At 66.9% G+C, this 23736-nt stretch carries 20 protein-coding genes; 14 read left to right on the top strand and 6 right to left on the bottom strand.

Going from position 1 to position 23736, the window contains the following annotated elements:
* The first annotated feature begins 110 nt into the window (after positions 1–110).
* Positions 111–497, top strand: coding sequence for a hypothetical protein (locus HHL14_RS05725; protein ID WP_329601616.1), 387 nt, complete (start codon positions 111–113; stop codon positions 495–497).
* Positions 498–568: 71 nt separating this feature from the next.
* On the opposite strand, the gene prpR is transcribed toward HHL14_RS05725, so the two are convergent.
* On the bottom strand, positions 569–2533 hold the full coding sequence (prpR, locus tag HHL14_RS05720) for a propionate catabolism operon regulatory protein PrpR (RefSeq protein WP_169496594.1): 1965 nt from the start codon (positions 2531–2533) through the stop codon (positions 569–571).
* A 238-nt stretch (positions 2534–2771) separates the two neighbouring features.
* Between prpR and prpC the strand changes: the two genes are divergently transcribed.
* From prpC to HHL14_RS05695, 5 genes are all read left to right on the top strand, one after another.
* Positions 2772–3941 carry a bifunctional 2-methylcitrate synthase/citrate synthase gene (prpC, locus tag HHL14_RS05715; protein ID WP_169496593.1) on the top strand — a complete coding sequence of 390 codons (1170 nt, stop codon included), beginning with the start codon at positions 2772–2774 and terminating at the stop codon, positions 3939–3941.
* A gap of 204 nt (positions 3942–4145) precedes the next feature.
* Entirely contained in the window at positions 4146–6743 is a 2598-nt protein-coding gene (gene acnD / locus HHL14_RS05710; protein ID WP_169496592.1) for a Fe/S-dependent 2-methylisocitrate dehydratase AcnD, read from the top strand.
* Positions 6744–6861: 118 nt separating this feature from the next.
* A complete protein-coding gene (prpF, locus tag HHL14_RS05705; RefSeq protein ID WP_169496591.1) occupies positions 6862–8049 on the top strand; it encodes a 2-methylaconitate cis-trans isomerase PrpF in 1188 nt (395 codons plus the stop codon).
* Between the two features lie 24 nt (positions 8050–8073).
* Entirely contained in the window at positions 8074–8700 is a 627-nt protein-coding gene (locus tag HHL14_RS05700; protein WP_169496590.1) for a class I SAM-dependent methyltransferase, read from the top strand.
* Between the two features lie 132 nt (positions 8701–8832).
* Complete coding sequence (locus HHL14_RS05695; protein ID WP_169496589.1) at positions 8833–10083, top strand: MFS transporter; 1251 nt, start codon at positions 8833–8835, stop codon at positions 10081–10083.
* Positions 10084–10241: 158 nt separating this feature from the next.
* On the opposite strand, the gene copM is transcribed toward HHL14_RS05695, so the two are convergent.
* Both copM and HHL14_RS05685 read right to left on the bottom strand, forming a co-directional pair.
* The gene (copM, locus tag HHL14_RS05690) at positions 10242–10637 is read right to left on the bottom strand and encodes a CopM family metallochaperone (RefSeq protein WP_169496588.1); all 396 of its coding nucleotides are present in this window, start codon (positions 10635–10637) and stop codon (positions 10242–10244) included.
* A gap of 62 nt (positions 10638–10699) precedes the next feature.
* The gene (locus tag HHL14_RS05685) at positions 10700–10897 is read right to left on the bottom strand and encodes a heavy-metal-associated domain-containing protein (RefSeq protein ID WP_169496587.1); all 198 of its coding nucleotides are present in this window, start codon (positions 10895–10897) and stop codon (positions 10700–10702) included.
* A gap of 165 nt (positions 10898–11062) precedes the next feature.
* Between HHL14_RS05685 and HHL14_RS05680 the strand changes: the two genes are divergently transcribed.
* Both HHL14_RS05680 and HHL14_RS05675 read left to right on the top strand, forming a co-directional pair.
* Positions 11063–11377 carry an antibiotic biosynthesis monooxygenase family protein gene (locus HHL14_RS05680; protein WP_169496586.1) on the top strand — a complete coding sequence of 105 codons (315 nt, stop codon included), beginning with the start codon at positions 11063–11065 and terminating at the stop codon, positions 11375–11377.
* A 249-nt stretch (positions 11378–11626) separates the two neighbouring features.
* A complete protein-coding gene (locus HHL14_RS05675; protein WP_169496585.1) occupies positions 11627–12634 on the top strand; it encodes a zinc-dependent alcohol dehydrogenase family protein in 1008 nt (335 codons plus the stop codon).
* 180 nt (positions 12635–12814) lie between these two features.
* On the opposite strand, the gene HHL14_RS05670 is transcribed toward HHL14_RS05675, so the two are convergent.
* A complete protein-coding gene (locus tag HHL14_RS05670) occupies positions 12815–13438 on the bottom strand; it encodes an ABC transporter ATP-binding protein (protein ID WP_169496584.1) in 624 nt (207 codons plus the stop codon).
* Between the two features lie 244 nt (positions 13439–13682).
* Positions 13683–14531, bottom strand: a complete 849-nt coding sequence (locus HHL14_RS05665) for a shikimate dehydrogenase family protein (RefSeq protein WP_169496583.1) — start codon at positions 14529–14531, stop codon at positions 13683–13685.
* Positions 14532–14746: 215 nt separating this feature from the next.
* Here HHL14_RS05665 and HHL14_RS05660 point away from each other — a divergent pair, with 215 nt between their 5' ends.
* The 6 genes from HHL14_RS05660 (at position 14747) to HHL14_RS05635 (ending at position 22562) form a co-directional block, all read left to right on the top strand.
* Positions 14747–16588: an FAD-dependent oxidoreductase gene (locus HHL14_RS05660; RefSeq protein ID WP_230412930.1), complete on the top strand. Its 1842-nt coding sequence runs from the start codon at positions 14747–14749 to the stop codon at positions 16586–16588.
* A gap of 95 nt (positions 16589–16683) precedes the next feature.
* Positions 16684–18555 (top strand): FAD-dependent oxidoreductase, encoded by a 1872-nt coding sequence (locus tag HHL14_RS05655; RefSeq protein WP_268966576.1) that lies wholly within the window; start codon positions 16684–16686, stop codon positions 18553–18555.
* The gene (locus HHL14_RS05650) at positions 18552–19163 is read left to right on the top strand and encodes an NIPSNAP family protein (RefSeq protein WP_169496581.1); all 612 of its coding nucleotides are present in this window, start codon (positions 18552–18554) and stop codon (positions 19161–19163) included. Before HHL14_RS05655 ends, HHL14_RS05650 begins: the two co-directional genes overlap by 4 nt.
* Positions 19164–19207: 44 nt before the next feature.
* Positions 19208–20044, top strand: coding sequence for a sugar phosphate isomerase/epimerase family protein (locus HHL14_RS05645; protein WP_169496580.1), 837 nt, complete (start codon positions 19208–19210; stop codon positions 20042–20044).
* Positions 20045–20174: 130 nt separating this feature from the next.
* Positions 20175–21581 carry an MFS transporter gene (locus HHL14_RS05640; protein WP_169496579.1) on the top strand — a complete coding sequence of 469 codons (1407 nt, stop codon included), beginning with the start codon at positions 20175–20177 and terminating at the stop codon, positions 21579–21581.
* Positions 21582–21707: 126 nt separating this feature from the next.
* On the top strand, positions 21708–22562 hold the full coding sequence (locus tag HHL14_RS05635; RefSeq protein ID WP_169496578.1) for an IclR family transcriptional regulator: 855 nt from the start codon (positions 21708–21710) through the stop codon (positions 22560–22562).
* Between the two features lie 103 nt (positions 22563–22665).
* On the opposite strand, the gene HHL14_RS05630 is transcribed toward HHL14_RS05635, so the two are convergent.
* On the bottom strand, positions 22666–23703 hold the full coding sequence (locus HHL14_RS05630) for an AraC family transcriptional regulator (RefSeq protein WP_169496577.1): 1038 nt from the start codon (positions 23701–23703) through the stop codon (positions 22666–22668).
* Positions 23704–23736 lie beyond the last annotated feature (33 nt).

Below are 23736 nucleotides of genomic sequence, written 5' to 3'. Positions count from 1 at the left end.
GGGCAGGGCGGTGATAGATTGCCGCCTCATCGTAGCGGCTGGAGACCGTCACCGTGGCGCCCAAAACCCTTTACCCCCTGCTGCTCCTTTGCCTGAGCACGGCAACCTGCGTGGCAGCCGAATCCGTCGCCGAACCGTCCGTCACGCCGTTATCGTCTTTCGACGGCACATGGACGGTCACCGATGTGGTCGGCTATAGCGATGTGTCCGGCGGCATACCGGAGGCCAAAAGACTGCTCGGCAAGGTCATGCGCATATCGGGTGGGCAGATCGAATTCGCGGGCGAGCGTTGTCGGCCACGCGAGGGCTTTCGCGTGCGCACCGTCGACACCGCGCCGAAGCTCGAAGACGAGTACGGCATCAACCTCGAAGATACCGGCTTGCCGCCGAAGACCCTGTTGCTGGACGGCGAGAGTTGCGCGGCCGTCTTTCGGATGGACGCGCATCGCGTCGTGTTCGGCTGGAACGGGGTGATCGTGCGTGCGGTGAAGCCTTGATCTGTCCGTTGCGTTGACGAAGCGTCGTGACACCCAGATGACCGCGCGGCATTTCAAAGCAGGCCCCGCACCTACCGCGTCCCCCCATTCAGCTTGCGCCACAACGTCGTCTTGCTGATACCGAGTGCCGCGCACACCGCATCCCGATCGCCGCCGTGCGCGGCGAGCGCCGCGCGAATCTCGTCGGCTTCGACATGCCGGCTGCGCTCGCGCAAGGTGAGCGCGGCGGGCTTCGTGGCGCGCGCGACCGGTTCGACGATTTCCGGCGCGACCGCCCGCAGCATCTCGCGCGATACCACCGTCGCGTCCGCGTTCGTCTCTGCATCGACATCCGCCAGCTCCACCGCAATCCGTTCGATCACGTTCTGCAATTCCCGCACGTTGCCCGGCCATGCATAGCGCCGTAACGCCGCACCGAGCCCGCTCAGCATGCGCGCGGCGGTCTCCGCGTCGGGCACGCGCGCGGCGAGTCCCGGCTCGCGCGCGGCCGCCTGCCTCAAGAGCTCGGCGGCGAGCGGCAGCAGATCGGCCGGCCGCTCGCGCAGCGGCGGCAGCGCGATGCTGAGAATATTGAGCCGGTAGTACAGATCGGCGCGAAAAGCGCCGGCCGCGACGCTGTCGGTCAACGCGCGATGCGTCGCCGCGATCACGCGAATATCGACGCGCGTCGGCTCCGTCGAACCGAGCCGCACCACCTCGCGCTCCTGCAGCACGCGTAGCAGGCGGCTCTGCAACGACAGCGGCATTTCGCCGATTTCATCGAGAAACAGCGTGCCGCGATGCGCGACCTCGATCAGTCCCGCCTTGCCGCCTTTGCGCGCGCCGGTGAACGCGCCTTCCTCGTAGCCGAACAGCTCGCTTTCGAGCAGCGCCTCGGGAAACGCGCCGCAATTGATCGCGACGAATGCGAAGTCGCGCCGCGCGCTCAACTGATGCATGCTCTGCGCGACCATCTCCTTGCCGGTGCCGCTCTCGCCGAGAATCAGCACGGTCGCGTCCGACTTCGCATAACGCGCGACCCGCGCGCGCACCTGCTCGATCGTCTCCGACGCGCCGACGATATCGTCGAGCCGGTAGCGCGCGGTGAACTGCTGCACGCGTTGTCGCGCGCGTAGCGTGCGATCGAGTCGCTCGACCGCGCGCGATTCCTGGAACGTCAGCACGGTGCCCGCCGCCGCGCCGCTGCTCGCGAGCGGTCCGCGATGCACGACGTAGCTCGCGCCACGCACCGTGCAGAAACTGTCGCCATCGGTGTCGGGCAGGCTGCCCGCGAGGTCCGGCGCGAGATCGAGCAGTGTGCGGCCGACGGCCTTCGCGGCATCGATGCCGAGCACGCTCGCGAGCCGCTGGTTCATCAGCTCGACGCGGCCCTGCGCATCGAGCGCGACGACGCCGTCGCGCAGATGCTGCAGCAACGTGTCGAGCCGCTGCCGTCGCACGGTTTCGCGGCGCGTCGCCTGCGCGACTTCGAGCGCGGTGTCGAAACCGGTGCGCACCGACGCGCGCGAATACAGAAACACCGCGCCCATGCCGGCGCTGGCGGCGATATCGGTGACGAGGCCGGGGCCGACTACTACGTCGATGCCGCGGTCGCTGAGGTCGAGCACTACGCTCTCCGCGTCCTGCACCGACTGGTACGACGCGAACGTGACGTCGAGCGCGTACGCGGCGGTGAAGCGGCGCACTTCGTCGGGCGTGTCGCCGTGCGTGACGAGCGCGACGCGCGCGCCTTCGCGGCGGGCGCGCGCGAGCGCGTGCATCATGTCGAAGCCGGTCGGGCTGATGCGCACCACCGGCACCGACACGCGCGTCTTCAGATACGCGCCGTTCGAGCCGCCCGCGAGCACGACGTCGGGACGCGCCGCGCCCGCGCCTTCGATTTCGCGCACCGCGTCCTCGAAGCCGTGCGAGACGATGCGAAAGTCCGCGCGTTCGACGTATTCGCCGGCGATGTCGAAGAACAGCTCGCGCAGGCGGCTGATCGAGAGCGCCCAGATGCGCGGGCGCTGCGGCGGTTCGTACAGAGGCGTGCTCAAGATGGACGACTCGCGGCGGAGTGGCGGAAGACGCCATTATGCGAGCATTCCTTTCCAATGTGAAATCGTCGATTTCATTTGTGAAATGAAATGCAATCGCGTGGCCGCCGAGACCGGCAGCGGACTTTTGACAAATCAGGCACTTAGCGGCCGGCGCGCAAGCTGGCCCGTTCTTTGCGTTCAACGCTGCCCATTCAAAGCTGTGACCCCCAGTACACCCTGTCTCTGGAGACAATCGATGAGCGAAGCAGACAACAGCACGCCGAACGCGGGCGCCTTCAAGCCGAAAAAATCCGTCGCGCTGTCTGGCGTGACCGCGGGCAACACCGCGCTGTGCACGGTCGGCAAGACCGGCAACGATCTGCATTACCGTGGCTACGACATTCTCGACATCGCCGGCGCGTGCGAATTCGAAGAAATCGCCTATCTGCTGGTACATGAAAAGCTGCCGACCGCGGCCGAGCTGAAGGCCTACAAAACGAAGCTCAAAGGCATGCGTGGCCTGCCCGCCAACGTGAAGGCCGCGCTCGAATGGATTCCGGCCGCCGCGCACCCGATGGACGTGATGCGCACCGGCGTGTCGGTGCTCGGCACCGTGCTGCCCGAGAAAGACGATCACAACCTGCCGGGCGCGCGCGACATCGCCGACAAGCTGATGGCCTCGCTCGGCTCGATGCTGCTCTACTGGTATCACTACTCGCACAACGGCAAGCGCATCGAGGTCGAAACCGACGACGACTCGATCGGCGGCCACTTCCTGCATCTGCTGCACGGCGTCGAGCCGTCGAAGGCGTGGGTCGACGCGATGCACGTGTCGCTGAACCTGTACGCCGAGCACGAATTCAACGCGTCGACGTTCACCGGCCGCGTGATCGCGGGCACGGGTTCGGACATCTACTCGGCGATCACCGGCGCGATCGGCGCGCTGCGCGGCCCGAAGCACGGCGGCGCCAATGAAGTCGCGTTCGAGATCCAGTCGCGCTACCAGACGCCCGACGAAGCGGAAGCCGACATCCGTCGCCGCGTCGAGAACAAGGAAGTGGTGATCGGCTTCGGCCACCCGGTCTATACGATCTCGGACCCGCGCAACAAGGTCATCAAGGAAGTCGCAAAGAAGCTGTCAAAGGAAGCGGGCAACATGAAGCTGTTCTCGATCGCCGAGCGGTTGGAGTCGGTGATGTGGGACGCGAAGAAGATGTTTCCGAATCTCGACTGGTTCAGCGCGGTGTCGTATCACATGCTGGGCGTGCCGACCGCGATGTTCACGCCGCTCTTCGTGATCTCGCGCACGGCGGGCTGGAGCGCGCACATCATCGAGCAGCGCATCGACAACAAGATCATCCGGCCGAGCGCGAATTACACGGGCCCGGACGATCTGCCGTTCGTGCCGCTGGCGAAGCGCGCGTGATCGGGAGCGCGGGCATGCATCGATTGTTTGAGCGTGCCCGTGTGTGCGCGGCGGTGTGCTGAATCCGCCGAATCGCGAGCTACACTTATATCGACTGTCCGACCCGGTTCGCCGGCACAGCGCCGCAACAAGGCGCGCCGCGCGTAACCGACTGCTGCGACCGCCGCCGGCATCCGTCCGGCGGCCACTAACTGTCCCTACGCCATGAATACTGCCAACCGCAAACGCCTTCCGGGCACCGAACTCGATTTCTTCGATACGCGTGCCGCGGTCGATGCGATCGAGCCCGGCGCCTACGACAAACTCCCGTACACGTCGCGCGTGCTCGCCGAAAATCTGGTGCGCCGCTGCGATCCGGCGACGCTCACGGCATCGCTTAAGCAGATCATCGAGCGCAAGCGCGAGCTGGATTTTCCGTGGTTTCCGGCGCGTGTCGTGTGTCACGACATTCTCGGCCAGACCGCGCTCGTCGACCTCGCGGGGCTGCGCGATGCAATCGCCGCGCAGGGCGGCGACCCGGCGCTCGTCAATCCGGTGGTGCCGACGCAACTGGTGGTCGATCACTCGCTTGCAGTTGAATGCGGCGGTTTCGATCCGGATGCGTTCGCGAAGAATCGCGCGATCGAGGATCGCCGTAACGAAGACCGCTTCGATTTCATCAACTGGACCAAGCGCGCGTTTCGCAACGTCGACGTGATTCCGCCGGGCAACGGCATCCTGCACCAGATCAACCTCGAACGGATGAGCCCGGTCGTGCAGGTGAAGGACGGCGTCGCGTTTCCCGATACGTTGGTCGGCACCGATTCGCATACGCCGATGGTCGATGCGCTCGGCGTGATCGCGATCGGCGTCGGCGGTCTCGAAGCGGAAAGCGTGATGCTCGGCCGCGCGTCGTATATGCGGCTGCCGGACATCGTCGGCGTCGAGCTGACCGGCAAGCGTGGCGAGGGCATTACCGCGACCGACGTGGTGCTGTCGCTGACCGAATTCCTGCGCAAGGAGAAGGTGGTCGGCGCGTACCTGGAGTTCTACGGCGAGGGCGCGGCGAACCTGACGCTCGGCGATCGCGCGACGATCGCGAACATGGCGCCCGAGTTCGGCGCGACCGCCGCGATGTTCTATATCGACGAACAGACGATCCGCTATCTGACGCTGACCGGCCGCGACGACGCGCTCGTCAAACTGGTCGAGACCTACGCGAAGGAAACCGGCTTGTGGGCCGATGCGCTGAAGCATGCCGAGTACGAGCGCGTGCTGAAGTTCGATCTGTCGACGGTTGTGCGCACGCTCGCGGGTCCGTCGAATCCGCATCGCCGTTTGCCGGTCGCGGATCTCGCCGCGCGTGGCATCAGCGGCAAGGTCGAGAACGAGCCGGGCCTGATGCCCGATGGCGCGGTGATCATCGCCGCGATCACCAGCTGCACGAACACCAACAATCCGCGCAACATGATCGCGGCCGGTCTGCTCGCGCGTAACGCGAACCGGCGCGGTTTGACGCGCAAGCCGTGGGTGAAAAGCTCGCTCGCGCCGGGCTCGAAGGCCGTCACGCTGTATCTGGAAGAAGCGGGGCTGCTGCCCGATCTCGAGAAGCTCGGCTTCGGCGTGGTCGCGTATGCATGCACGTCGTGCAACGGCATGTCCGGCGCGCTCGATCCGGTGATCCAGAAGGAAGTGATCGAGCGCGATCTGTATGCGACCGCGGTGCTGTCGGGTAACCGCAATTTCGACGGCCGTATTCATCCGTACGCGAAGCAGGCGTTTCTCGCGTCGCCGCCGCTTGTCGTCGCGTATGCGATTGCGGGCACGATCCGCTTCGACATCGAGAAGGACGTGCTCGGCGTCGATGCCGATGGTCATCCAGTGACGTTGAAGGATCTGTGGCCGACGGATGCGGAGATCGATGCGATCGTCGCCGCGAGCGTGAAGCCGGAGCAATTCCGCAAGGTGTACGAACCGATGTTCGCGGCCGCTGTCGAGCACGGCGAGAGAGCTGAGCCGCTGTACGACTGGCGCCCGCAGAGCACCTATATTCGCCGTCCGCCGTACTGGGAAGGCGCGCTCGCCGGCGAGCGCACGCTCAAGGGCATGCGCGCGCTGGCGGTGCTCGGCGACAACATCACGACCGATCACCTGTCGCCGTCGAACGCGATTCTCGCCGACAGCGCGGCCGGCGAGTACCTGACGAAAATGGGCTTGCCCGAAGAGGACTTCAATTCGTACGCGACGCACCGCGGCGACCATCTGACCGCGCAACGCGCGACCTTCGCGAACCCGACGCTGAAGAACGAAATGGTGGTCGAGGGCGGCAACGTGAAGGCCGGTTCGCTCGCGCGTATCGAGCCGGAGGGCAAGGTCACGCGCATGTGGGAAGCGATCGAAACCTACATGGAGCGCAAGCAGCCGCTGATCGTGATCGCGGGTGCGGACTATGGCCAAGGATCGTCGCGCGACTGGGCCGCGAAGGGCGTGCGGCTCGCGGGCACCGAGGCGATCGTCGCGGAAGGCTTCGAGCGGATTCACCGCACGAATCTGGTCGGCATGGGCGTGTTGCCGCTCGAATTCAAGCCCGGCGTGAACCGTCTGACGCTCGGTATCGACGGCACCGAGACCTTCGACGTGATCGGCGAGCGCAAGCCGCGCGCGGATCTGACGCTGGTGATTCATCGCGGCGACGGCGAGCGCGTCGAAGTGCCGGTCACGTGCCGGCTCGACACGGCCGAAGAGGTGTCGATCTATGAAGCCGGCGGCGTGCTGCAGCGTTTCGCGCAGGATTTTCTGGAGTCGAGCAAGGCGGCGGCCTGACGCTTTGATGCGCGCTTTGATGCGCGATTCGACGCGCACGTAGCAACAGAACAGGGCGCTGCGGCTCCGTAGGCCGCATCGCCCTTCATTGAACATGACGTCACCTCAGGACACTTTCATGGCGCACCTTCCCCAGATCAGGATTCCGGCCACCTATATGCGTGGCGGCACCAGCAAGGGCGTGTTCTTCCGCCTCGACGATCTGCCCGCCACCGCGCAAACTCCCGGCGCCGCGCGCGACGCGCTGCTGATGCGCGTGATCGGTAGCCCCGATCCGTACGGCAAGCAGATCGATGGCATGGGCGGCGCGACGTCGAGCACCAGCAAGACGGTGATCATTTCGCGCAGCAGCCGGCCCGATCACGACGTCGACTATCTGTTCGGTCAGGTGTCGATCGATAAGGCCTTCGTCGACTGGAGTGGCAATTGCGGCAATCTGTCGGCCGCGGTCGGGCCGTTCGCGATCAGTGCGGGTCTCGTCGACGCGAGCCGTGTGCCGCGCGACGGCGTCGCGATCGTGCGCATCTGGCAGGCCAATATCGGCAAGACGATCATCGCGCATGTGCCGATGACCGACGGCGCGGTGCAGGAAACCGGCGACTTCGAACTCGACGGCGTGACCTTCCCGGCCGCCGAAGTGCCGCTCGAATTCATGGACCCGGCCGCCGACGAAGAAGGCGCGGGCGGCGCGATGTTCCCGACCGGCAACCTCGTCGACGATCTTGACGTGCCCGGCGTCGGCACGTTGAAGGCGACGATGATCAACGCGGGCATTCCGACGATCTTCGTCGAGGCCGAAGCGATCGGCTACAAGGGCACCGAGTTGCAGGACGCGATCAATAGCGACGCGAAGGCGCTCGCGATGTTCGAGACGATCCGCGCGCACGGCGCGTTGCGCATGGGCCTCATCAAGAGTCTCGACGAGATCGCGACGCGCCAGCACACGCCGAAGGTCGCGTTCGTCGCGAAGCCGGTCGATTACGTCGCGTCGAGCGGCAAACCGGTGCGCGCGGCCGACGTCGATCTGCTGGTGCGCGCGATGTCGATGGGCAAGCTGCATCACGCGATGATGGGCACGGCGGCGGTCGCGATCGGCACCGCGGCGGCGGTCGCGGGCACGCTGGTCAACCAGGCGGCGGGCGGCGGCGAGCGCGAATCGGTGCGCTTCGGGCATCCGTCGGGCACGTTGCGCGTTGGCGCGCAGGCGAGCCTGAAGGACGGCGAATGGGTCGTCACGAAGGCGATCATGAGCCGCAGCGCGCGGGTGCTGATGGAAGGGTGGGTGCGGGTGCCGGCAGACGCGTGATGCGTTCGCGGTGTCCTTGAACCCATGTCCGTCGACATAAGCGGCACCGAAGGCTACGCCGAACAGGCCGCCGCGCTGATCGAACGATGGCGCGGCGTTTCGTTCGCCGACCAGCATCGGCCGGTGCTCGATCTGTTGCCGCGCGCGCCGTCGCGCATCGTCGATATCGGCGCGGGCATCGGCACCGATGCGGCCGCCTTCGCGGCGCTCGGCCATACGGTGCTCGCCGTCGAACCGGTCGATGCACTGCGCGACGCGGCGCGCGCATTGCATCCGTCGGCGGCTGTCGAATGGCTCGACGACGGCCTGCCTGATCTTGCCATTCTGTCGGCCCGCCGCGAGACCTTCGATGTGGTCATGTTGACGGCGGTGTGGATGCATCTCGACGCACCGCAGCGCGAGCGCGCAATGCCGCGCGTCGCATCGCTGCTCCACGGCGGAGCGAGGTTGCTGATGTCGTTGCGACACGGCCCGGTGCCCACCGGCCGTCGTATGTTCGACGTCAGTGCCGACGAGACGATCCGGCTGGCGAGCGCGCAAGGTCTGCGGCTCGTGCGTGAGTTGCGAACCGCGTCGGTTCAGCCGGGCAATCGCGAGCAGGGCGTGAGCTGGACGCGACTCGCGTTCGACAAGCCCAGTCAGGCGGGCTAGCTTTCCGCAAGCGCACATTCAACCACCCACCGTCGTCTACAATGGCCGCTCAAAACCGGCCGCGTTCGCTCGACGACAAGCATCAGCAGACACGCATCGCGGCCGAATCAGAATCGAGGCGGAGGAGGCACGATGCAGGACAGGCTGGATGCGGACGCAACCCATCCCGAGGAGGCGGCGCGCATGGCCGCGCACGCGAAACGCGCGGTGCTCGTGATCGCGCTTGCCCAATTGCTCGGGACGTCGCTGTGGTTCAGCGCGAACGGCGCGATGCGCGATCTGCAGGTCGCGTGGCAACTGAGCGCGTCCGACATCGGCTGGCTGACGAATGCGGTGCAGGCGGGGTTTATCGTCGGGACCTTGCTGTCGGCGATTACCGGGCTCGCGGATCGCGTGTCGGCGAGCAAGGTATTCGCCGTGTGCGGTGTGCTCGGCGCGATCCTGAATGCGCTGTTCGCGCTATGCAGCAGCGGGCTCGCGTCGGCGCTGGCGTTTCGCTTCGGCGTCGGCGTCGCGCTCGCGGGCATCTATCCGCTCGGGATGAAACTGCTCGTCACATGGGACCCGAAGCGCGCCGCGCAGACGCTCGCGCTGCTGGTCGCGATGCTGACGCTCGGCACCGCGTCCGTGCACGCGATTCGCGCGTTGCTGTCGACGGTGCCATGGCAGACCGTGGTGTTGACCTCGTCCGGGCTCGCGGTGATCGGCGCGCTGCTGGTGTTCTCGCTCGGCGAGGGGCCGCATGCGCGACGCGCGGCGAACCGCCGTTTCGGTTTGTCGGCGGGGATCGGCGAGGTGGTGCGGATCAGGGAGTTTCGCGCGGCGGCGCTCGGCTATTTCGGCCACATGTGGGAGTTGTACGCGTTCTGGACGCTGACGCCGCTGCTGGTGCAGCACGCGTTCGCGGGCGCTGCGTCGGGGGCGGCGGTTGCGCCGCGCACGGTGGCGCTGTGGTCGTTTCTGATCATCGCGATCGGCGCGCTGGGCTGCCTGTTCGGCGGCAGGCTCAGCCGCTCGGTTGGCAGCGCGCGCACCGCCGCGCTCGCGCTGACGACATCGGGCGCGCTGTGCGCGATCTATCCGCTGACCGGCGCGCTCGGCACCGCCGTGCAGCTTGCGCTGCTGCTCGTCTGGGGCGTCAGCGTGATTGCCGATTCGCCGCAATTTTCCGCGCTCTCCGTGAAGGCCTGCCCGGCCGACAAGATCGGCGGCGCGTTGACGCTGCAAAACAGCTTCGGCTTCTTCCTGTCCGCATGCTCGATTCTGTGGTCGACGAGCGTTTATCACACGCTCGACGTGCGCGTCGCGTGGCTGCTGCTGCCGGGGCCGATCATCGGTCTGATCGCGATGACGCCGCTGTTGCGCAAGCATCCGCGCTGGTGATGGGGAGGTGATGCCGGTCGCGCACCGGCGGCTTGCGCACGACGACCTGCATGCAAGCGCGCAGGCGATCGAAGAAGAGGAAAGAAGAGAGAAGCGCCCGCAAAAAAACGGCGTTGCAGGCTACATCGAGCCTGCAACGCCGCGATCCCGGCTAGCGATTACTTGCCGCCGTGCTTTTCCTGCCAGCGCTGCATGAACGCAATCTCGTCGTGCTGTGCCTTGATGATATTGCGCGCCAGTTGCCGGATCTGCGCATCCTTGCCGTACTTCAACTCGGCCTGCGCCATTTCGATCGCGCCCTGGTGGTGCGGAATCATATGCGCGACGAAATCGCGGTCGGCGTCGCCGGTGTATTCCGGGGCGCTCATGTCGTGCATCATCCGTTCGTCGGCGGCCTTGAAGGCCTCGGTCGATGCACCCGCATCGGCGTGCGCCGAACCCGACATATCCATGCCGGGCATGCCCTGATGCTGCGCGTGGGCCGGCATGGCTGCCGCCGCGAACGCGAAACCGCTGAACACACAGAGAGCGCGCAAGGCGCGAAGGTTTTTCATATTGGCTGTCCGTTGAAAAGGGTGGTTCTCGGTGACGCTGCTACTGCAATCAAAAGCCTGAATCAACTATTGCGTACGGGATGAAAGCCGGCTGCCTCGATCGCTTCGATCAGCGTGTGCTCAGGCAGCCTCGACGCGACCTTCGCGATTTTAACGGGCACGTCGATATCGATCCGCGCGGCCGGGTCGACCCGGTTCAACGCATTCGTGACGGCTTTCGCGCAGCCGCCGCAACGCATGTCGGGAATCGTGAGTTCCATCTTTTACCTCTGCTGAAAAGTCATTCGTGCATCGTGGACCTTCCTACGGTGGTAAGGTCAAGCGCGTGAGCGGGATTCGCGTGCCTATAATGAAACCCGCACGACGATCCAACGATCGACGCGGCATGCGCCACGCCGCGTCACCCACACAACGAGGCCGACAGCATGTACATCGCGATGAACCGTTTCAAAGTGGCGCCCGGCTCCGAGGCTGCCTTCGAACATCTATGGACCACCCGTGACACCCATCTGAAAGAGGTGCCGGGCTTCGTCGAATTCCATCTGCTGAAGGGACCGCGCAAGGACGATCACGTGCTGTATTCGAGCCATACGATCTGGCGCGACCACGCATCGTTCGAAGCATGGACGAAGTCCGACGCGTTTCGCGCCGCGCATCGCAGCGCCGGCAACGAAAACCGCGTGCTCTATCTCGGCCATCCCGAGTTCGAGGGCTTCGAGGTGATCCAGACCGTCAAATGACGCGGCCCGGGCGCGCGTTGGATCTTGCGCGCTCGCCGACGCGCGGCAAGCGCTTGCGGTAATCTTCGGCGACTTGCTCTTACGCGTTGTTCCCGCTTCGTTGTTGCCCACGCGTTGCCGCTCAGCGTTCTTGCCTGAGCGCTGCCGGGTTTGCGCCCGGGCACGAAGCGAGGACATGCCTTCCCGATGCGGGCGCGCGCTTTGCACAGCGCCACCGATGCGCCCGCGCCACTCACCAAGGAACGAAACATGAAAGCCGTCAGAATCGGTTCGCCCGCCACCGTCGATAGTCTGCAGGTGGTCGATCTCGCCGACCCCGGTCAGCCCGCCGCGGGGCAGATTCGCGTGCGCGTGCGCGCGAGCTCGCTGAATTTCCACGACTACGGCGTCGTCACCGGCAATCTGCCGGCCGACGCGGGCCGCATTCCGATGGCCGACGGCGCGGGCGTCGTCGAAGCGGTCGGCGAGGGCGTGCGCGAATTCAAGGTCGGCGATCAGGTGGTGTCGTGCTTCTTTCCGCTGTGGGAAAACGGCCCACCCGCGATCGCCGATTTCTCGACCACGCCGGGCGATGGCGTCGACGGTTACGCGCGCGAAGTCGTCGTGCTGCCGAGCCATTACTTCACGCATGCGCCGGCCGGCTATAGCCACGCCGAAGCGGCGACGCTGACGACAGCCGGCTTGACCGCGTGGCGCGCGCTCGTCGTCGATGGGCAGTTGAAGGCGGGCAGCACCGTGCTCGTGCTCGGCACCGGCGGCGTGTCGATCTTCGGCCTGCAGATGGCGAAGGCGATGGGGGCGTCGGTGATCGCGACGTCGTCGTCGGATGCGAAGCTCGCGAAGCTGCGCGCACTCGGCGCGGACCACACGATCAACTATCGCGACAACCCCGAGTGGGGCAACGAAGTTCGTCGCCTGACGAATGGACGCGGCGTCGATCACGTGATCGAGGTGGGCGGTCCGGGCACGCTGCCGCAATCGATCACCGCATGCCGGATCGGCGGACATATCGCGCTGATCGGCGTGTTGACCGGCCGCGCGGGTCAGGTGCCGACCGCGCATCTGATGGCGCGGCAGCAGCGGCTGCAAGGCCTGATTGTGGGTAGTCGTCAGGAGCAGATCGAGATGGTGCGCGCGCTCGAAACGACCGGCATCAAGCCGGTGATCGACAGCACCTTCGAACTCGACAAGCTTGCCGATGCGTTCCGGCACGAAGCGTCGGGCGCGCATTTCGGCAAGATCTGCGTGGCGATCTGAGGGGTTGGTGCGCTCGTTGCCGTCATTGCCATCGTTGCGTTCGCGGCGGTCGGTTCTTGCGAGCGGCGACTTGCGTAGCGCCGTGTGGGTGGCGGTGCGAACTCGGGTGCGAGTTCTGGCTCGCGTTCACGCCCGCGTTCGAGCGTGAACCTAAGCCTAGGCCCGAACTCAAACCCGAACTCAGCCCGGCCGCGCCAGATCGGCGAAGCTGATACACGTCGCCGCGCAAGCCTGCGTGAACGCGTCGTCGTAACTCGTGAAAAACACCGTGCGCGTGGTGCCGAGCGTTCGGAACAGCTCGGCCAGCACCGCGCGCGCGGACGCGTCGAGTCCGCCCGCCGGTTCGTCGGCGATCAGCACGCGGGTGTCGCCCAGCGCGGCCGCGGTCAGAAACACCTTCTTGCGGCTGCCATACGACATCTGCTCGAAACGCTTGTCCAGATGCGGTGCGAGGCCGAAGCGTTCGGCGAGCGCGAGGACGTGGTCGTCGAGCGTGGTGTGGCGTGCCGCCGCGATCTGTTGCAGGTAGGCGTGGCCGGTTTGATCCGGCCAGCTCATGCTGTCTTCCGGCACGTAGGTGAGGATCGCTTGCGCGGCATGCGGCGCGTTGCGCAGCGAATGACCGCCGAGCCGGACCTCGCCGCTATCGGCATCGATCGCGCCGGCGAGGATGCCGAGCAACGTCGATTTGCCGCTGCCGGATTCATCGTTCAACGCGATGCAGCCGGCGGCCGCGTCGAAATGCAGTCCTTCGAACAGGACACGCTCGCCGAAGCGTTTGCTGAGGTTGTCGAATCGAAGCATGGGTTGGCGCGAATGAAGGTGAAAGAGGGCGATAAAAAGGTCACGCACGGAGAGGCGACGTGAATCTCGACGTGCGTCGCCATACAAAGCGCGACACGCGTCTTGAAGCAGATCTCGACGCAAAGCGCGCCGCACTCGCGCGCTGCCGGACCATGCCGCCTCCATCCAGTGCGTAATCCCCGACCCGGTAATTAGCGCGCCAGTGTAGCAGCGCGCCGCGCCCCGTTCATACGCCCGACGTCGCTCAAACCCCCGGCGCCGTCTCCAGCAAAAACTCCACCATCCGTTCGCATACGCGTTCGAACATCTGCGTGCCCGTCACGGTGACGCAGCCGCGCGCGCGGGCCGCTTCGATCAGCGGCGTCAGCGGCGGCTTCGTCACCACGTCGCCGACGAAAGTCGTGGCCGGCAAGTTCGCGACGTCGATCGGCAACGGATCGCCCGCGCGCATGCCGAGCGGCGACGCGTTCACCACCACGTCATACGTATGCGCCGCGACGTCGGCGCCCACGCCGCGCGCCGCGCCATGTCCGAGCGCATTGAGCCGCGCGGTGAGCGAGCCGGTGCGTTCGGCATCGTTGTCGCGCACGTCGAGCGAGCCGACGCCGCCCTGGATCAGCGCGTGCCCGATCGCCGAACCGGCGCCGCCCGCGCCCACCAGCAGCGCGCGTTTGCCGCGCAATTCGCAGCCCGCGGCAACCAGTGCCGCGACGAAGCCGGTGCCGTCGAACATGCCGCCGTGCCAGCTGCCGTCCGCGTTGCGACGCAGCGTGTTGGCCGCGCCGAGGAACGCGGCGGCGTCGGCGAGCGTCGCGCAATAGCTCGCGGCGCTGAACTTGTGCGGCACCGTGATGATCACGCCGTCGACGTTGCGCATCGGCGCGATGCCCGCGAAGAACGCGGGCAGGTCGGCCGGCGCGACGTGCGCGGGCACCACCAGCGCATCGCGGCCGGCCGCGCGCAACGCGGCGGTCACGCCGGCCGGCGAGCGCACCTGTGCGATCGGATCGCCGACGATGAAATACACGCGCGTCGCGCCGCTCAAACCGGCGTCCAGCGACGCGGCAAACGAAGAGGTTGCTGCCTGCTGCATGGTCGAATCTCCTGAAATGGACGCCTGTTTGCATCGTGCCCGATGCAAGGCGCGAGGTGTTGCTGTCGTTGTGAGTGTTCAGAAAACTTTGCTTTTTTGTTTTTTCGGAATAATATTCCAATAGAAAAGCAAATTCTAGATCTGGCAAAAAATCTGCCGCGACCGTTCCGACGGTCCCCGGCGGAGCAGGCGCCACGAGCACACAGGAGCAGCAGATGGTGGAGACACTCAGCGGTTTGCAGCACCACGAAACGTTCGACGTCGTGGTGATCGGCGCGGGCGGGGCGGGCATGTCGGCGGCGCTGTTTGCCGCGATCGACGGCGCGCACGTGCTGCTGGTCGAAAGCACGGAATACGTCGGCGGCACCACTGCCTATTCGGCCGGCACCACGTGGATACCGAACTCGCAGCACGGCCCGTCGATCAATCCCGACGACAGCGCCGCGAACGCCGAAGACTTTCTGCGTCGCGCGGTCGGCGAGCGCAGCAGCGCGGCGTTGCGTCGCGCGTTCCTGCAGGCGGGACCGCAGGCGGTTGCGCATATCGAGGCGAATTCAGACGTCAAATACCGGGCGCGGCCGTTTCATCCGGACTATCTGTCGGAGCTCGAAGGCTCGACGCTGCGCGGCCGCGCGCTCGAACCGCTCGCGTTCGACGGTCGCAGGCTCGGCCGTCACTTCGCGCTGATCCGCCCGCCGATTCCCGAGTTCACGGTGCTCGGCGGCATGATGGTCGATCGCGACGACGTCGGGCATCTGCTGAACATGACGAAGTCGTTCAGGTCGCTGCGTCACGCGGTGAAGCTGCTCGCGCGTCATGCGCGCGACCGCCTCAACTGGCCGCGCGGCACGCGTCTCGTGATGGGCAATGCGCTGATCGGCCGGCTGCTGGCTTCGCTGCTCGCGCGCGACGTCACGGTGCTCGTGAGCACGAAGCTCGAAGCGTTGCGCACGAACGCGAGCGGCGCGATCGACGGCATCACGCTGAGCCAGAACGGCGAGCGTCGGCAAATCACGGTGACAGGTGGCGTGATTCTCGCGAGCGGCGGTTTCAACCGGCATCCGCAGAAGCGTCGCGCGATGCTGCCGGGCGCCGACCCCACATGGTGCCCAGGCGCGCCGGGCCATAGCGGCGGCGCGCAGGATCTCGCGCTCGCGGCCGGCGCGCGCTACGGCGAAGGCGCGCTCAGCAACGCGTTCTGGGCGCCGGTGTCGATCCGCAAACGCGCGGACGGCACCATCGCGGTGTTCCCGCACTTCATCATGGATCGCGGCAAGCCGGGGATGATCGTCGTGAATCGGCAAGGTCGGCGCTTCCTTAACGAAAACACCTCGTACCACCTGTCCGGCATCGCGATGCAGGAAGCGCATCGCACGACGCCCTCCGTGCCCGCGTTTCTCGTTACCGACGCGGACGGGCTGCGCAAATACGGCCTCGGCATGGTGCGGCCGGGCGGCAAGGGCCTCGCGCCGTTTCTCGCCGACGGCTACCTGACGCAAGCCGCCACGCTCGACGAACTCGCGGCGAAGCTCGGCATCGACGCGGCCGGTCTCGCCGACAGCGTCGCGCGGATCGGCGCCTACGCGCAGACCGGCATCGATCCGGAATTCCAGCGCGGCACCACCGATTATCAGCGCGCCAACGGCGACGCCAACTGGCCGGGCCCGAACCCGTGCCTCGGCCCGATCGCGCGCGCGCCGTTCTACGCGGTGCGGCTCTATCCGGGCGATATCGGCGCCGCGACCGGGCTCGTCGGCGATGCCAAGGCTCGTGTGCTGAATCGCGACGACCAGCCGATTGGCGGGCTCTACGCGTGCGGCAACGACATGCAGTCGGTGATGGGCGGCGTCTATCCGGGGCCCGGCATCACGCTGGGGCCGGGGCTCGCGTTCGCCTATCTGGCCGGGCGCGACGCGGCGGCGCGTGCGAAGGCTGCGAGTAGTGGCGTGGGCGCTGGCTCAATCCCGGGCTCCGTCTCGGGCTCCGTCTCGGTCGAGCCGGCGATGGCGCCCGTGGCCCATGCCGCCGCGCGAGCCGCCAACGAAAAGATCGTCTGACGAACCAGGGCTGAGCCTGGTTTGAATGAAGTTGTGAAATGGAATAATATTCAACAAATGACGCAAAATCAGTTTGTGTCTCACCGACGAAGCGAATGGTCATGAAGCTCGAACCGATTCTCGAATGCGATGTGCTGGTGCTGGGTTCCGGCGCGGCCGGACTCGCCGCCGCGGTCACCGCGGCGACCCGGGGCCTGCGCGTGATGGTGGCCGAGAAGGCCGAGGTGTTCGGCGGCACCAGCGCATGGTCGGGCGGCTGGATGTGGATTCCGGGCAATCCGCTCGCCACGCGCGCGGGCATCGTTGAGGAAGCCGAAGCATCGCGGACCTATCTGCGCAGCGAACTCGGCGTGCACTACGACGCGGCCAAGGTCGACGCGTTGCTCGATCGCGGCCCCGAAATGGTCGAGTTTTTCGAGCGCGAGACGGCGATGCGTTTCGTCGACGGCAATCGCATTCCGGACTTTCATACGTCGCCGGGTTCGATGACGGGCGGCCGTTCGGTCTGCGCGATGCCATTCGACGGTCGCGAACTCGGCGACCTGATCGAACGGCTGCGCAAACCGCTCGACGTGGTGACGCTGAAGGGCATGGCGATCGCGTCCGGCCAGGATCTCGCGCACTTCTTCAACGCGACGCGCTCGCCGCGCTCGGCCGCCCACGTGCTGCGCCGGCTCGCCGCATTCGCGCGCGACAAGCTGCGCTACGGCCGGTCGATGCATCTGGTGAACGGCAATGCGCTGGTTGCGCGTCTGCTGAAATCGGCGCAGGACCGCGCGGTCGATCTGCGCACGAACGCGAAGGCGGTGGCCTTGCTGCGCGAAAACGCTGCGGCTGGCGCGCCCGCTCGCGTGAGCGGTGCGCGCGTCGAGATCGACGGCGTCATGCATGAAGTGCGAGCGGCCCGTGGCGTGGTGCTCGCGTGCGGCGGCTATCCGCACGACGTCGCGCGCCGTGCGCAAACCTTCGCTTATACGCGTTCGGGTCGCGAGCACTGGTCCGCCGCGCCGCTCACCAACACCGGCGACGGCATCCGGCTCGGCGAAGCGGTCGGCGCGCTGTTCGACGCGTCGCTCGAAACGCCGGCCGCGTGGGCGCCGGTGTCGCTCGTGCCGCGCAAGCACGGCGAGCCGGCGGTTGCGTTTCCGCATCTGATCGAGCGCGCGAAGCCGGGCGTGATCGCGGTCACGCGCGCGGGGCAGCGCTTCGTCAACGAAGCATCGTCGTATCACGACTTCATCAGCGCGCTGATCGGCACGACGCCGGCGGGCGAGGAAGTCTGCGCGTGGCTGATCTGCGATCACCGGTTCCAGCGCCGCTACGGGCTCGGTTTTTCGAAGCCGTTTCCGTTTCCGACCGCGCCGTATCGTCGCTCGGGCTATCTGAAGCGTGCCGACAACCTCGCCGATCTGGCCGCGCAATGCGGCATCGATCCCCAGGGACTCCAAACGACTGTCGCCACCTACAACAGCTATGCGAAAGACGGCTTCGATCCGCAGTTTCACAAGGGCTCGACGCCGTACAACCGCGTGCAGGGTGACGCGCAGCACCAGCCGAATCCGTGCAACGCGCCGCTCGAACACGGCCCGTTCTATGCGGTCAAGCTGCTGCCCGGCAGTCTCGGCACGTTCGCCGGTCTCGCCACGGATGCCAGCGCGCGCGTGCTCGACGACGCGGGCCGGCCAATGCCGGGTCTCTACGCGGTCGGCAACGACAGCGCGAGCATGATGGGCGGCTGCTATCCGAGCGGCGGCATCACGCTCGGACCGGCGATGACCTTCGGTTACCTCGCGGGTTTGTCGCTGGCCGATGCGCGCCCAGCCGACGCAGCGCCGGCCGAATGCCCGGCGCCCACGGCACGCGCCGCGCGCGTTGCCAACGCCGCCCAAGCCGCCCAAGCCGCCCAAGCCGCCCAAGCCGAACCCACTCCGAATTCCCCCATTTCTTCACAAGGACATCTCCGATGACTCTCTACGACCTCGTCACGCTCACCGTCAAGATCGGCACCAACGCCCAGGTATTCGAAAGCATTCAGGCGAGCGGCGACGCGCCCGGCTCGAAGCTGCTCGGCTGCTGGTACTCCGATATCGGCACGCTCGGCCAGGTGCTGGTGCTGCGCGGCTTCGAATCGGAAGCGGCGCTCGTCGGCGAGCGCAAGCGCATGCTGCTCGAAGGCAATCCGTTCGGCTGCGGCGAATGCGTGACCGACGTGAAGATCGACAGCTATGCGCTGTTCCCGTTTCTGCCGCCGATCGAACCGGCCGCGCACGGCGGCATCTACGAGTTGCGCGTGTACGGCACGAAGCTCGCGAGCCTGCAGCACACGATCGACGTATGGGAGAAGGCGGTGCCCGAGCGCACGCAGCGCTCGCCGCTGGTCGGCGCGATGTACGCGCTCGACGGCGCGCTGCCGCGTTTCCTCAACATCTGGCCGTATGCGAGCGTCGACGAACGCACGCGGATTCGCGCCGAAGCGGTGAAGGACGGCATCTGGCCGCCGAAGGGCGGTCCCGCGCATCTGACCACGATGGAGTCGACGATCTGCGTGCCGGCGCCGTTCTCGCCGCTGCGCTGAGCGTCACCGCTCTCGCACCAGGATACCGAACTTCAGGAGACCCCATGACCCAGCACACTCCGCGCGCGCTGTCGCTGTCGGCGTTGACCGTGCTCGAACTGAGCCCGCCGCAGATGGTCGAGTGCGCGGCGCAGGCCGGCTACGACTACGTCGGATTGCGCCTCGTGCCCGCCACCGATCACGAAGTGCGGCACGACATCATCGGCCCGACCGCGTTGAAGCGCGAGACGCTCGCGCGGCTGCGCGACACTGGCGTCAAGGTGCTCGACGTCGAAATCCTGCGGCTCAAGCCGGACACCGACGTGAACGACGCACTACCGATGCTCGACGCCGCCGCCGAATTCGGCGCGCGCTACGTGCTGGTGGCGGGCAACGATCCCGACGAAGCGCGTACCGCCGAGCGGCTCGCGCAACTGTGCGAACTCGCCGCGCCGCGCGGCCTCGCGCCGTCGCTCGAACCGATGCCGTGGACCGACGTGAAGGACGTCACGCAGGGCGCGCGCATCGTGAAGGCCGCGGCGCGCCGCAACACCGGGCTGATCGTCGATCCGCTCCACTTCGATCGCGCGGGCACGTCGACACAGACGCTGCGTGAATTGCCGCGCGAGTACTTTGGCTATGTGCAGTTCTGCGACGCGCCGGCCGAGCGTCCAACCGATCTCGACACGCTGCTGTATCAGGCGCGTTGCGAACGGATGATTCCGGGCGAGGGAGGTCTCGATCTCGCCGGCATCCTGCGCGCGCTGCCCGACGATCTGCCGGTCAGCATCGAAGTGCCGATGCAAGGATGGGCGAAGACCGCGCCCGCGCTCGAACGCGCGCGCCGGTTGCGCGAGGCGACGCTCGCGGTGCTCGAACGGACGTACGCGACGGCGTCGTAATCCATCACGTCATGATGTAACAACAGCAGTTCATCCCTCTGGCTGGTCCTTCACGAACGCGCACGGCAAAGATGCGCGCGGGACCGGCTTTCCCAATCGATAACGATAAAAAGATCTGGAGACAGCAAGCATGGAACCTTCAATCAAGGCGCCGCGGACCCACACATCCGCCGCGCGCTCACTCGACGTGCAGCAGTGGCTCGACGAACGTCCGGTCGGACGCTTTCAGATTCTCGTGTTGTTGATGTGCATGTTCATCGTCACGCTCGACGGACTCGATACCGTGATGGTCGGCTTTATCGCGCCGGCGTTGTCGAGCGCATGGGCGATTCCGCGCGACGCGCTCGGCCCCGTGATGAGCGGCGGCCTGCTCGGGCTCGCATTCGGCGCGTTGTGCGCGGGGCCGCTCGCGGACCGCTTCGGCCGCAAGACCGTGATGACCTGCGCGGTGCTGTTCTTCGGCGTATGGAGCCTTGCATCCGCGTTCGCGACGAACATCGGCGAGCTGACGCTGCTGCGTTTTCTGACGGGGCTCGGGCTCGGCGCATCGATGCCGAACGCCGCGACGTTGATGGCCGAGTACGCGCCGCAACGCTGCCGCGCGCTGATGGTGACGACCGTGTTCTGCGGCTTCACGCTCGGCGCGGCGGGCGGCGGCTTCATCAGCGCGTGGCTGATCGCCACGCATGGCTGGCACTCGGTGCTGATACTCGGCGGCGTGCTGCCGATTCTCTACGTCCCGCTGATGATCCGCTGGCTGCCCGAATCGGCGCGTTATCTGGCGTTGAAGGAGACGCGGCGCGCGCGGCTCGTCGGCGTGATGAACCGCATCGAACGTGGCATCGCCGATCACACGACGCGCTTTGCGATGCCCGCCGCCGCGCATGACGGACACGATGGATCGACGCGCGAACGCAGTCCGGTGCGGCTGATCCTGTCGCGCGATTACGCGTTCGGCACCGTGATGCTGTGGGTCTGCTACTTCATGGGATTGCTGACCGTGTACCTGCTCGGTAGCTGGCTGCCGACGCTGATTCGCGGCGCGGGCTTCACGCTCGCCGAAGCGGCGCTGGTCGGCGCGCTGTTCCAGGCGGGCGGCACCATCGGTTCGCTTGCGATCGGCTGGCTGATGGACCGCTTCAACCCGCATCGCGCGCTCGGCGCGACCGTGTTCGCGGGTGGCGTGCTCGCATGGGCGATGGGCCTGCCCGGCCACGGCATCGCGATGATGGCGGTGCTCGCGTTCTTCATGGGCTACTGCATGAACGGCTCGAACACAGGCTTCTGCGCGCTGGCGGCCAGTTCGTATCCGACCCGGATGCGCGCGACCGGCACCAGCTGGATGCTCGGCATCGGCCGCTTCGGCGGGATCGCCGGCGCGATGCTCGGCGCCGGCATGCTGCACGCGAACTGGGGCTTCGGCCAGGTGTTCACGTCGCTGGCGGTGCCGGCGGTGGTCGGCGCGGCGGCGGTGCTGCTCAAGGGCGCGCGGCATCGCGGGCCGCTGCTGCGGGTCAGCACGGGCGTCGGGCATTGAGCGTCGTTGAATCGCGTCGATCCGCGTCGCGTGTCGGTGGGCAGTTGAGCCTCAGCCCGGTTCCAGCTTGAGTTCCGATATGGAATCGTGTTCTCATGTGGGATTCAAATCGACTGAGAGTGGATCATGGCGGGGAATCTCGAGCGGGCACTGGCCATCATCGAATTGCTGGCGCGGCAGGGCGGCAGCATGCAACTGGCCGCGATCGCCGACACGCTGAACATTCCGCGCAGCGGCACGCACCGGCTGCTCGCGGAGTTGAGCGACGAAGGCTATGTGCGGCAGGACGAACACGGCGAATACGTGCTCGCGCTGAAGCTGGTGTCGCTCGGGCTGATGTGGCTGTCGACCGCCGGCGTGCTCGATATTTCGCAGCCGGTGCTCGACCGGCTCGCGAGCGCGTCGGGCGAACTCGCGCGGCTCGGCGTGATCGAGGACGATCACATCACCTTCGTCGGCAAGGCGCAGGGCGCGCGCTCCGGGCTGCGTTACGATCCGGACATGGGCAGTAGCCCGCCGTTGCACTGCACCGCGAGCGGCCAGGCCTGGCTCGCGACGATGAGCGACGAGGAAGCGCTCGAACTCGTGTCGCGCCAGGGCGGCATCGGCAAGGCGGGACCGCGCGGCCCGAAGGCGCCGAAGACGATCCAGCAGTTCCTGCAGGACCTCGCCGACACGCGCAAGCGCGGTTACGGCATCGCGAGCGAGACCTACGAGGCGGGCATGACGTCGATGGCGGCAGCGGTCCGTCATCCGGTGACGGGGCTCGTGGTCGGCACCGTGAGTCTCGCGGGGCCGACGAGTCGACTGTCGGACGCGCGGCTGAAGGAACTGGAGCCGGCGCTGCTCGAAGCGGTCTCGGACATGGGCGCGGCCACGCTCAGTTCGCCGTATTTCAAGCGTAGTTTGCGGGTCGCGCCGGCCGCGACCGTCGTGCAGCCGGTCGAGCCGAAGCGCAAGGGGCGGCCTCGCGCGGCTTGACGATGGTGTGGGTCGAGGGCGTGGGTTGTTGCCGGTGTGACCGATGTGCCGGCGCGAGCGGTGGCGGCGCCGTCGCCGGATGCCTCGGAAGCCTCGGCCGCCTTTAAACCATCTCCGGCAGCCGCAACTCCAGCGCGCGCATCCGCAAGTCCTGCGGACTCATGTCGAACGCGCGCCGGAATGCGCGCGTGAAATCCGACGCGCTGCCAAAGCCCAATCCATACGCGATTTCCGCGACCTGAAGCTGCGGATAGCGGACCAGCTCGTCCGCCGCTTCGCGCAACCGTCGATGACGGATGTACGCGCCCAATCCACCCTCATGCTCGAACCAGCGGTAGATTGTCGCGCGTTTCAGATGCAGCGCCTGCACCACGTGCTCCGGCGTGAGCTCGCCGTGATGCAGATTCGCGTCGACGTAACGGCGCACCTGCGCCATCAGGGCCGACTGCAGCGCCGCGCGATCCGCGCCGCTCAGGCGCGCCTCCTTGCGAAATGCGGCGACCAGCAACTGGGTGCCGGTTTGCAGTGCGTCGATCGCGGCATGGGCGTCGAGCGACGCGATCTCGTCGGCGAGCGCCGTCAGATGCCGGAGCGCGAGGCGCGCGAGCGGTGCCTCGTTGCGCACGATGCGACCATGAATCCCGACGCCGTCGCGCAACTGCTCGTCGACCAACGCGGCCGGCACGAATACGCTCAACAGCCGGCACGCGGGGCGCTCAGCGCGAAACGGCTGGTTCAGATCGAACGCGACGATGCCCGGCACCGAACCCGGTTCGCTGCGCTTCTTGCGCATGCCGGTGACATGCCCGACCTCGCCTTCGACGAAGAGCTGAAACGCGTAGTCGCGCCGCTGGTCCGTCGAGATGCGTGCGACCGAGCGATCGAGCCGCATCGCTTCGGTGCGGCAGTCGGTGAACACCATGCCGCCGACCGCATACAGATCGATCTCGCCGCGAAAGCCGTTGGCGATCTGCTCGTTCGACGGCGGCGCGTCGATTACATGGCCGACGCGCTGACGCCACGCGAGGAACTGCTCGCCGGGCGCGAGTCCGTGCGTGCTGAAGCGGCTCGTCGACACGACCGTGCGCGAATGCGCGGCGGCACGCGCGGCGAGGTGGGGCGGTAGCGGGCGCTGGCTCATGGCTGGATGGGGCTCGCGAGGAGTGGGGCGCGC

The organism is Paraburkholderia antibiotica (assembly GCF_012927125.1).
Classification (GTDB): Bacteria; Pseudomonadota; Gammaproteobacteria; order Burkholderiales; family Burkholderiaceae; genus Paraburkholderia; species Paraburkholderia antibiotica.
Note: the sequence above shows the minus strand (reverse complement) of the source record. Positions and strands in the feature narration are given on the sequence as shown.

Bases quoted from the DNA above. Each gene is read 5' to 3' on its own strand.
- prpC (WP_169496593.1), top strand. From the start codon at position 2,772: ATGAGCGAAGCAGACAACAGCACGCCGAACGCGGGCGCCTTCAAGCCG.
- acnD (WP_169496592.1), top strand. From the start codon at position 4,146: ATGAATACTGCCAACCGCAAACGCCTTCCGGGCACCGAACTCGATTTC.
- prpF (WP_169496591.1), top strand. From the start codon at position 6,862: ATGGCGCACCTTCCCCAGATCAGGATTCCGGCCACCTATATGCGTGGC.
- HHL14_RS05700 (WP_169496590.1), top strand. From the start codon at position 8,074: ATGTCCGTCGACATAAGCGGCACCGAAGGCTACGCCGAACAGGCCGCC.
- HHL14_RS05695 (WP_169496589.1), top strand. From the start codon at position 8,833: ATGCAGGACAGGCTGGATGCGGACGCAACCCATCCCGAGGAGGCGGCG.
- copM (WP_169496588.1), bottom strand. From the start codon at position 10,637: ATGAAAAACCTTCGCGCCTTGCGCGCTCTCTGTGTGTTCAGCGGTTTC.
- HHL14_RS05685 (WP_169496587.1), bottom strand. From the start codon at position 10,897: ATGGAACTCACGATTCCCGACATGCGTTGCGGCGGCTGCGCGAAAGCC.
- HHL14_RS05680 (WP_169496586.1), top strand. From the start codon at position 11,063: ATGTACATCGCGATGAACCGTTTCAAAGTGGCGCCCGGCTCCGAGGCT.
- HHL14_RS05675 (WP_169496585.1), top strand. From the start codon at position 11,627: ATGAAAGCCGTCAGAATCGGTTCGCCCGCCACCGTCGATAGTCTGCAG.
- HHL14_RS05670 (WP_169496584.1), bottom strand. From the start codon at position 13,438: ATGCTTCGATTCGACAACCTCAGCAAACGCTTCGGCGAGCGTGTCCTG.
- HHL14_RS05665 (WP_169496583.1), bottom strand. From the start codon at position 14,531: ATGCAGCAGGCAGCAACCTCTTCGTTTGCCGCGTCGCTGGACGCCGGT.
- HHL14_RS05660 (WP_230412930.1), top strand. From the start codon at position 14,747: ATGGTGGAGACACTCAGCGGTTTGCAGCACCACGAAACGTTCGACGTC.
- HHL14_RS05655 (WP_268966576.1), top strand. From the start codon at position 16,684: ATGGTCATGAAGCTCGAACCGATTCTCGAATGCGATGTGCTGGTGCTG.
- HHL14_RS05650 (WP_169496581.1), top strand. From the start codon at position 18,552: ATGACTCTCTACGACCTCGTCACGCTCACCGTCAAGATCGGCACCAAC.
- HHL14_RS05645 (WP_169496580.1), top strand. From the start codon at position 19,208: ATGACCCAGCACACTCCGCGCGCGCTGTCGCTGTCGGCGTTGACCGTG.
- HHL14_RS05640 (WP_169496579.1), top strand. From the start codon at position 20,175: ATGGAACCTTCAATCAAGGCGCCGCGGACCCACACATCCGCCGCGCGC.
- HHL14_RS05635 (WP_169496578.1), top strand. From the start codon at position 21,708: ATGGCGGGGAATCTCGAGCGGGCACTGGCCATCATCGAATTGCTGGCG.
- HHL14_RS05630 (WP_169496577.1), bottom strand. From the start codon at position 23,703: ATGAGCCAGCGCCCGCTACCGCCCCACCTCGCCGCGCGTGCCGCCGCG.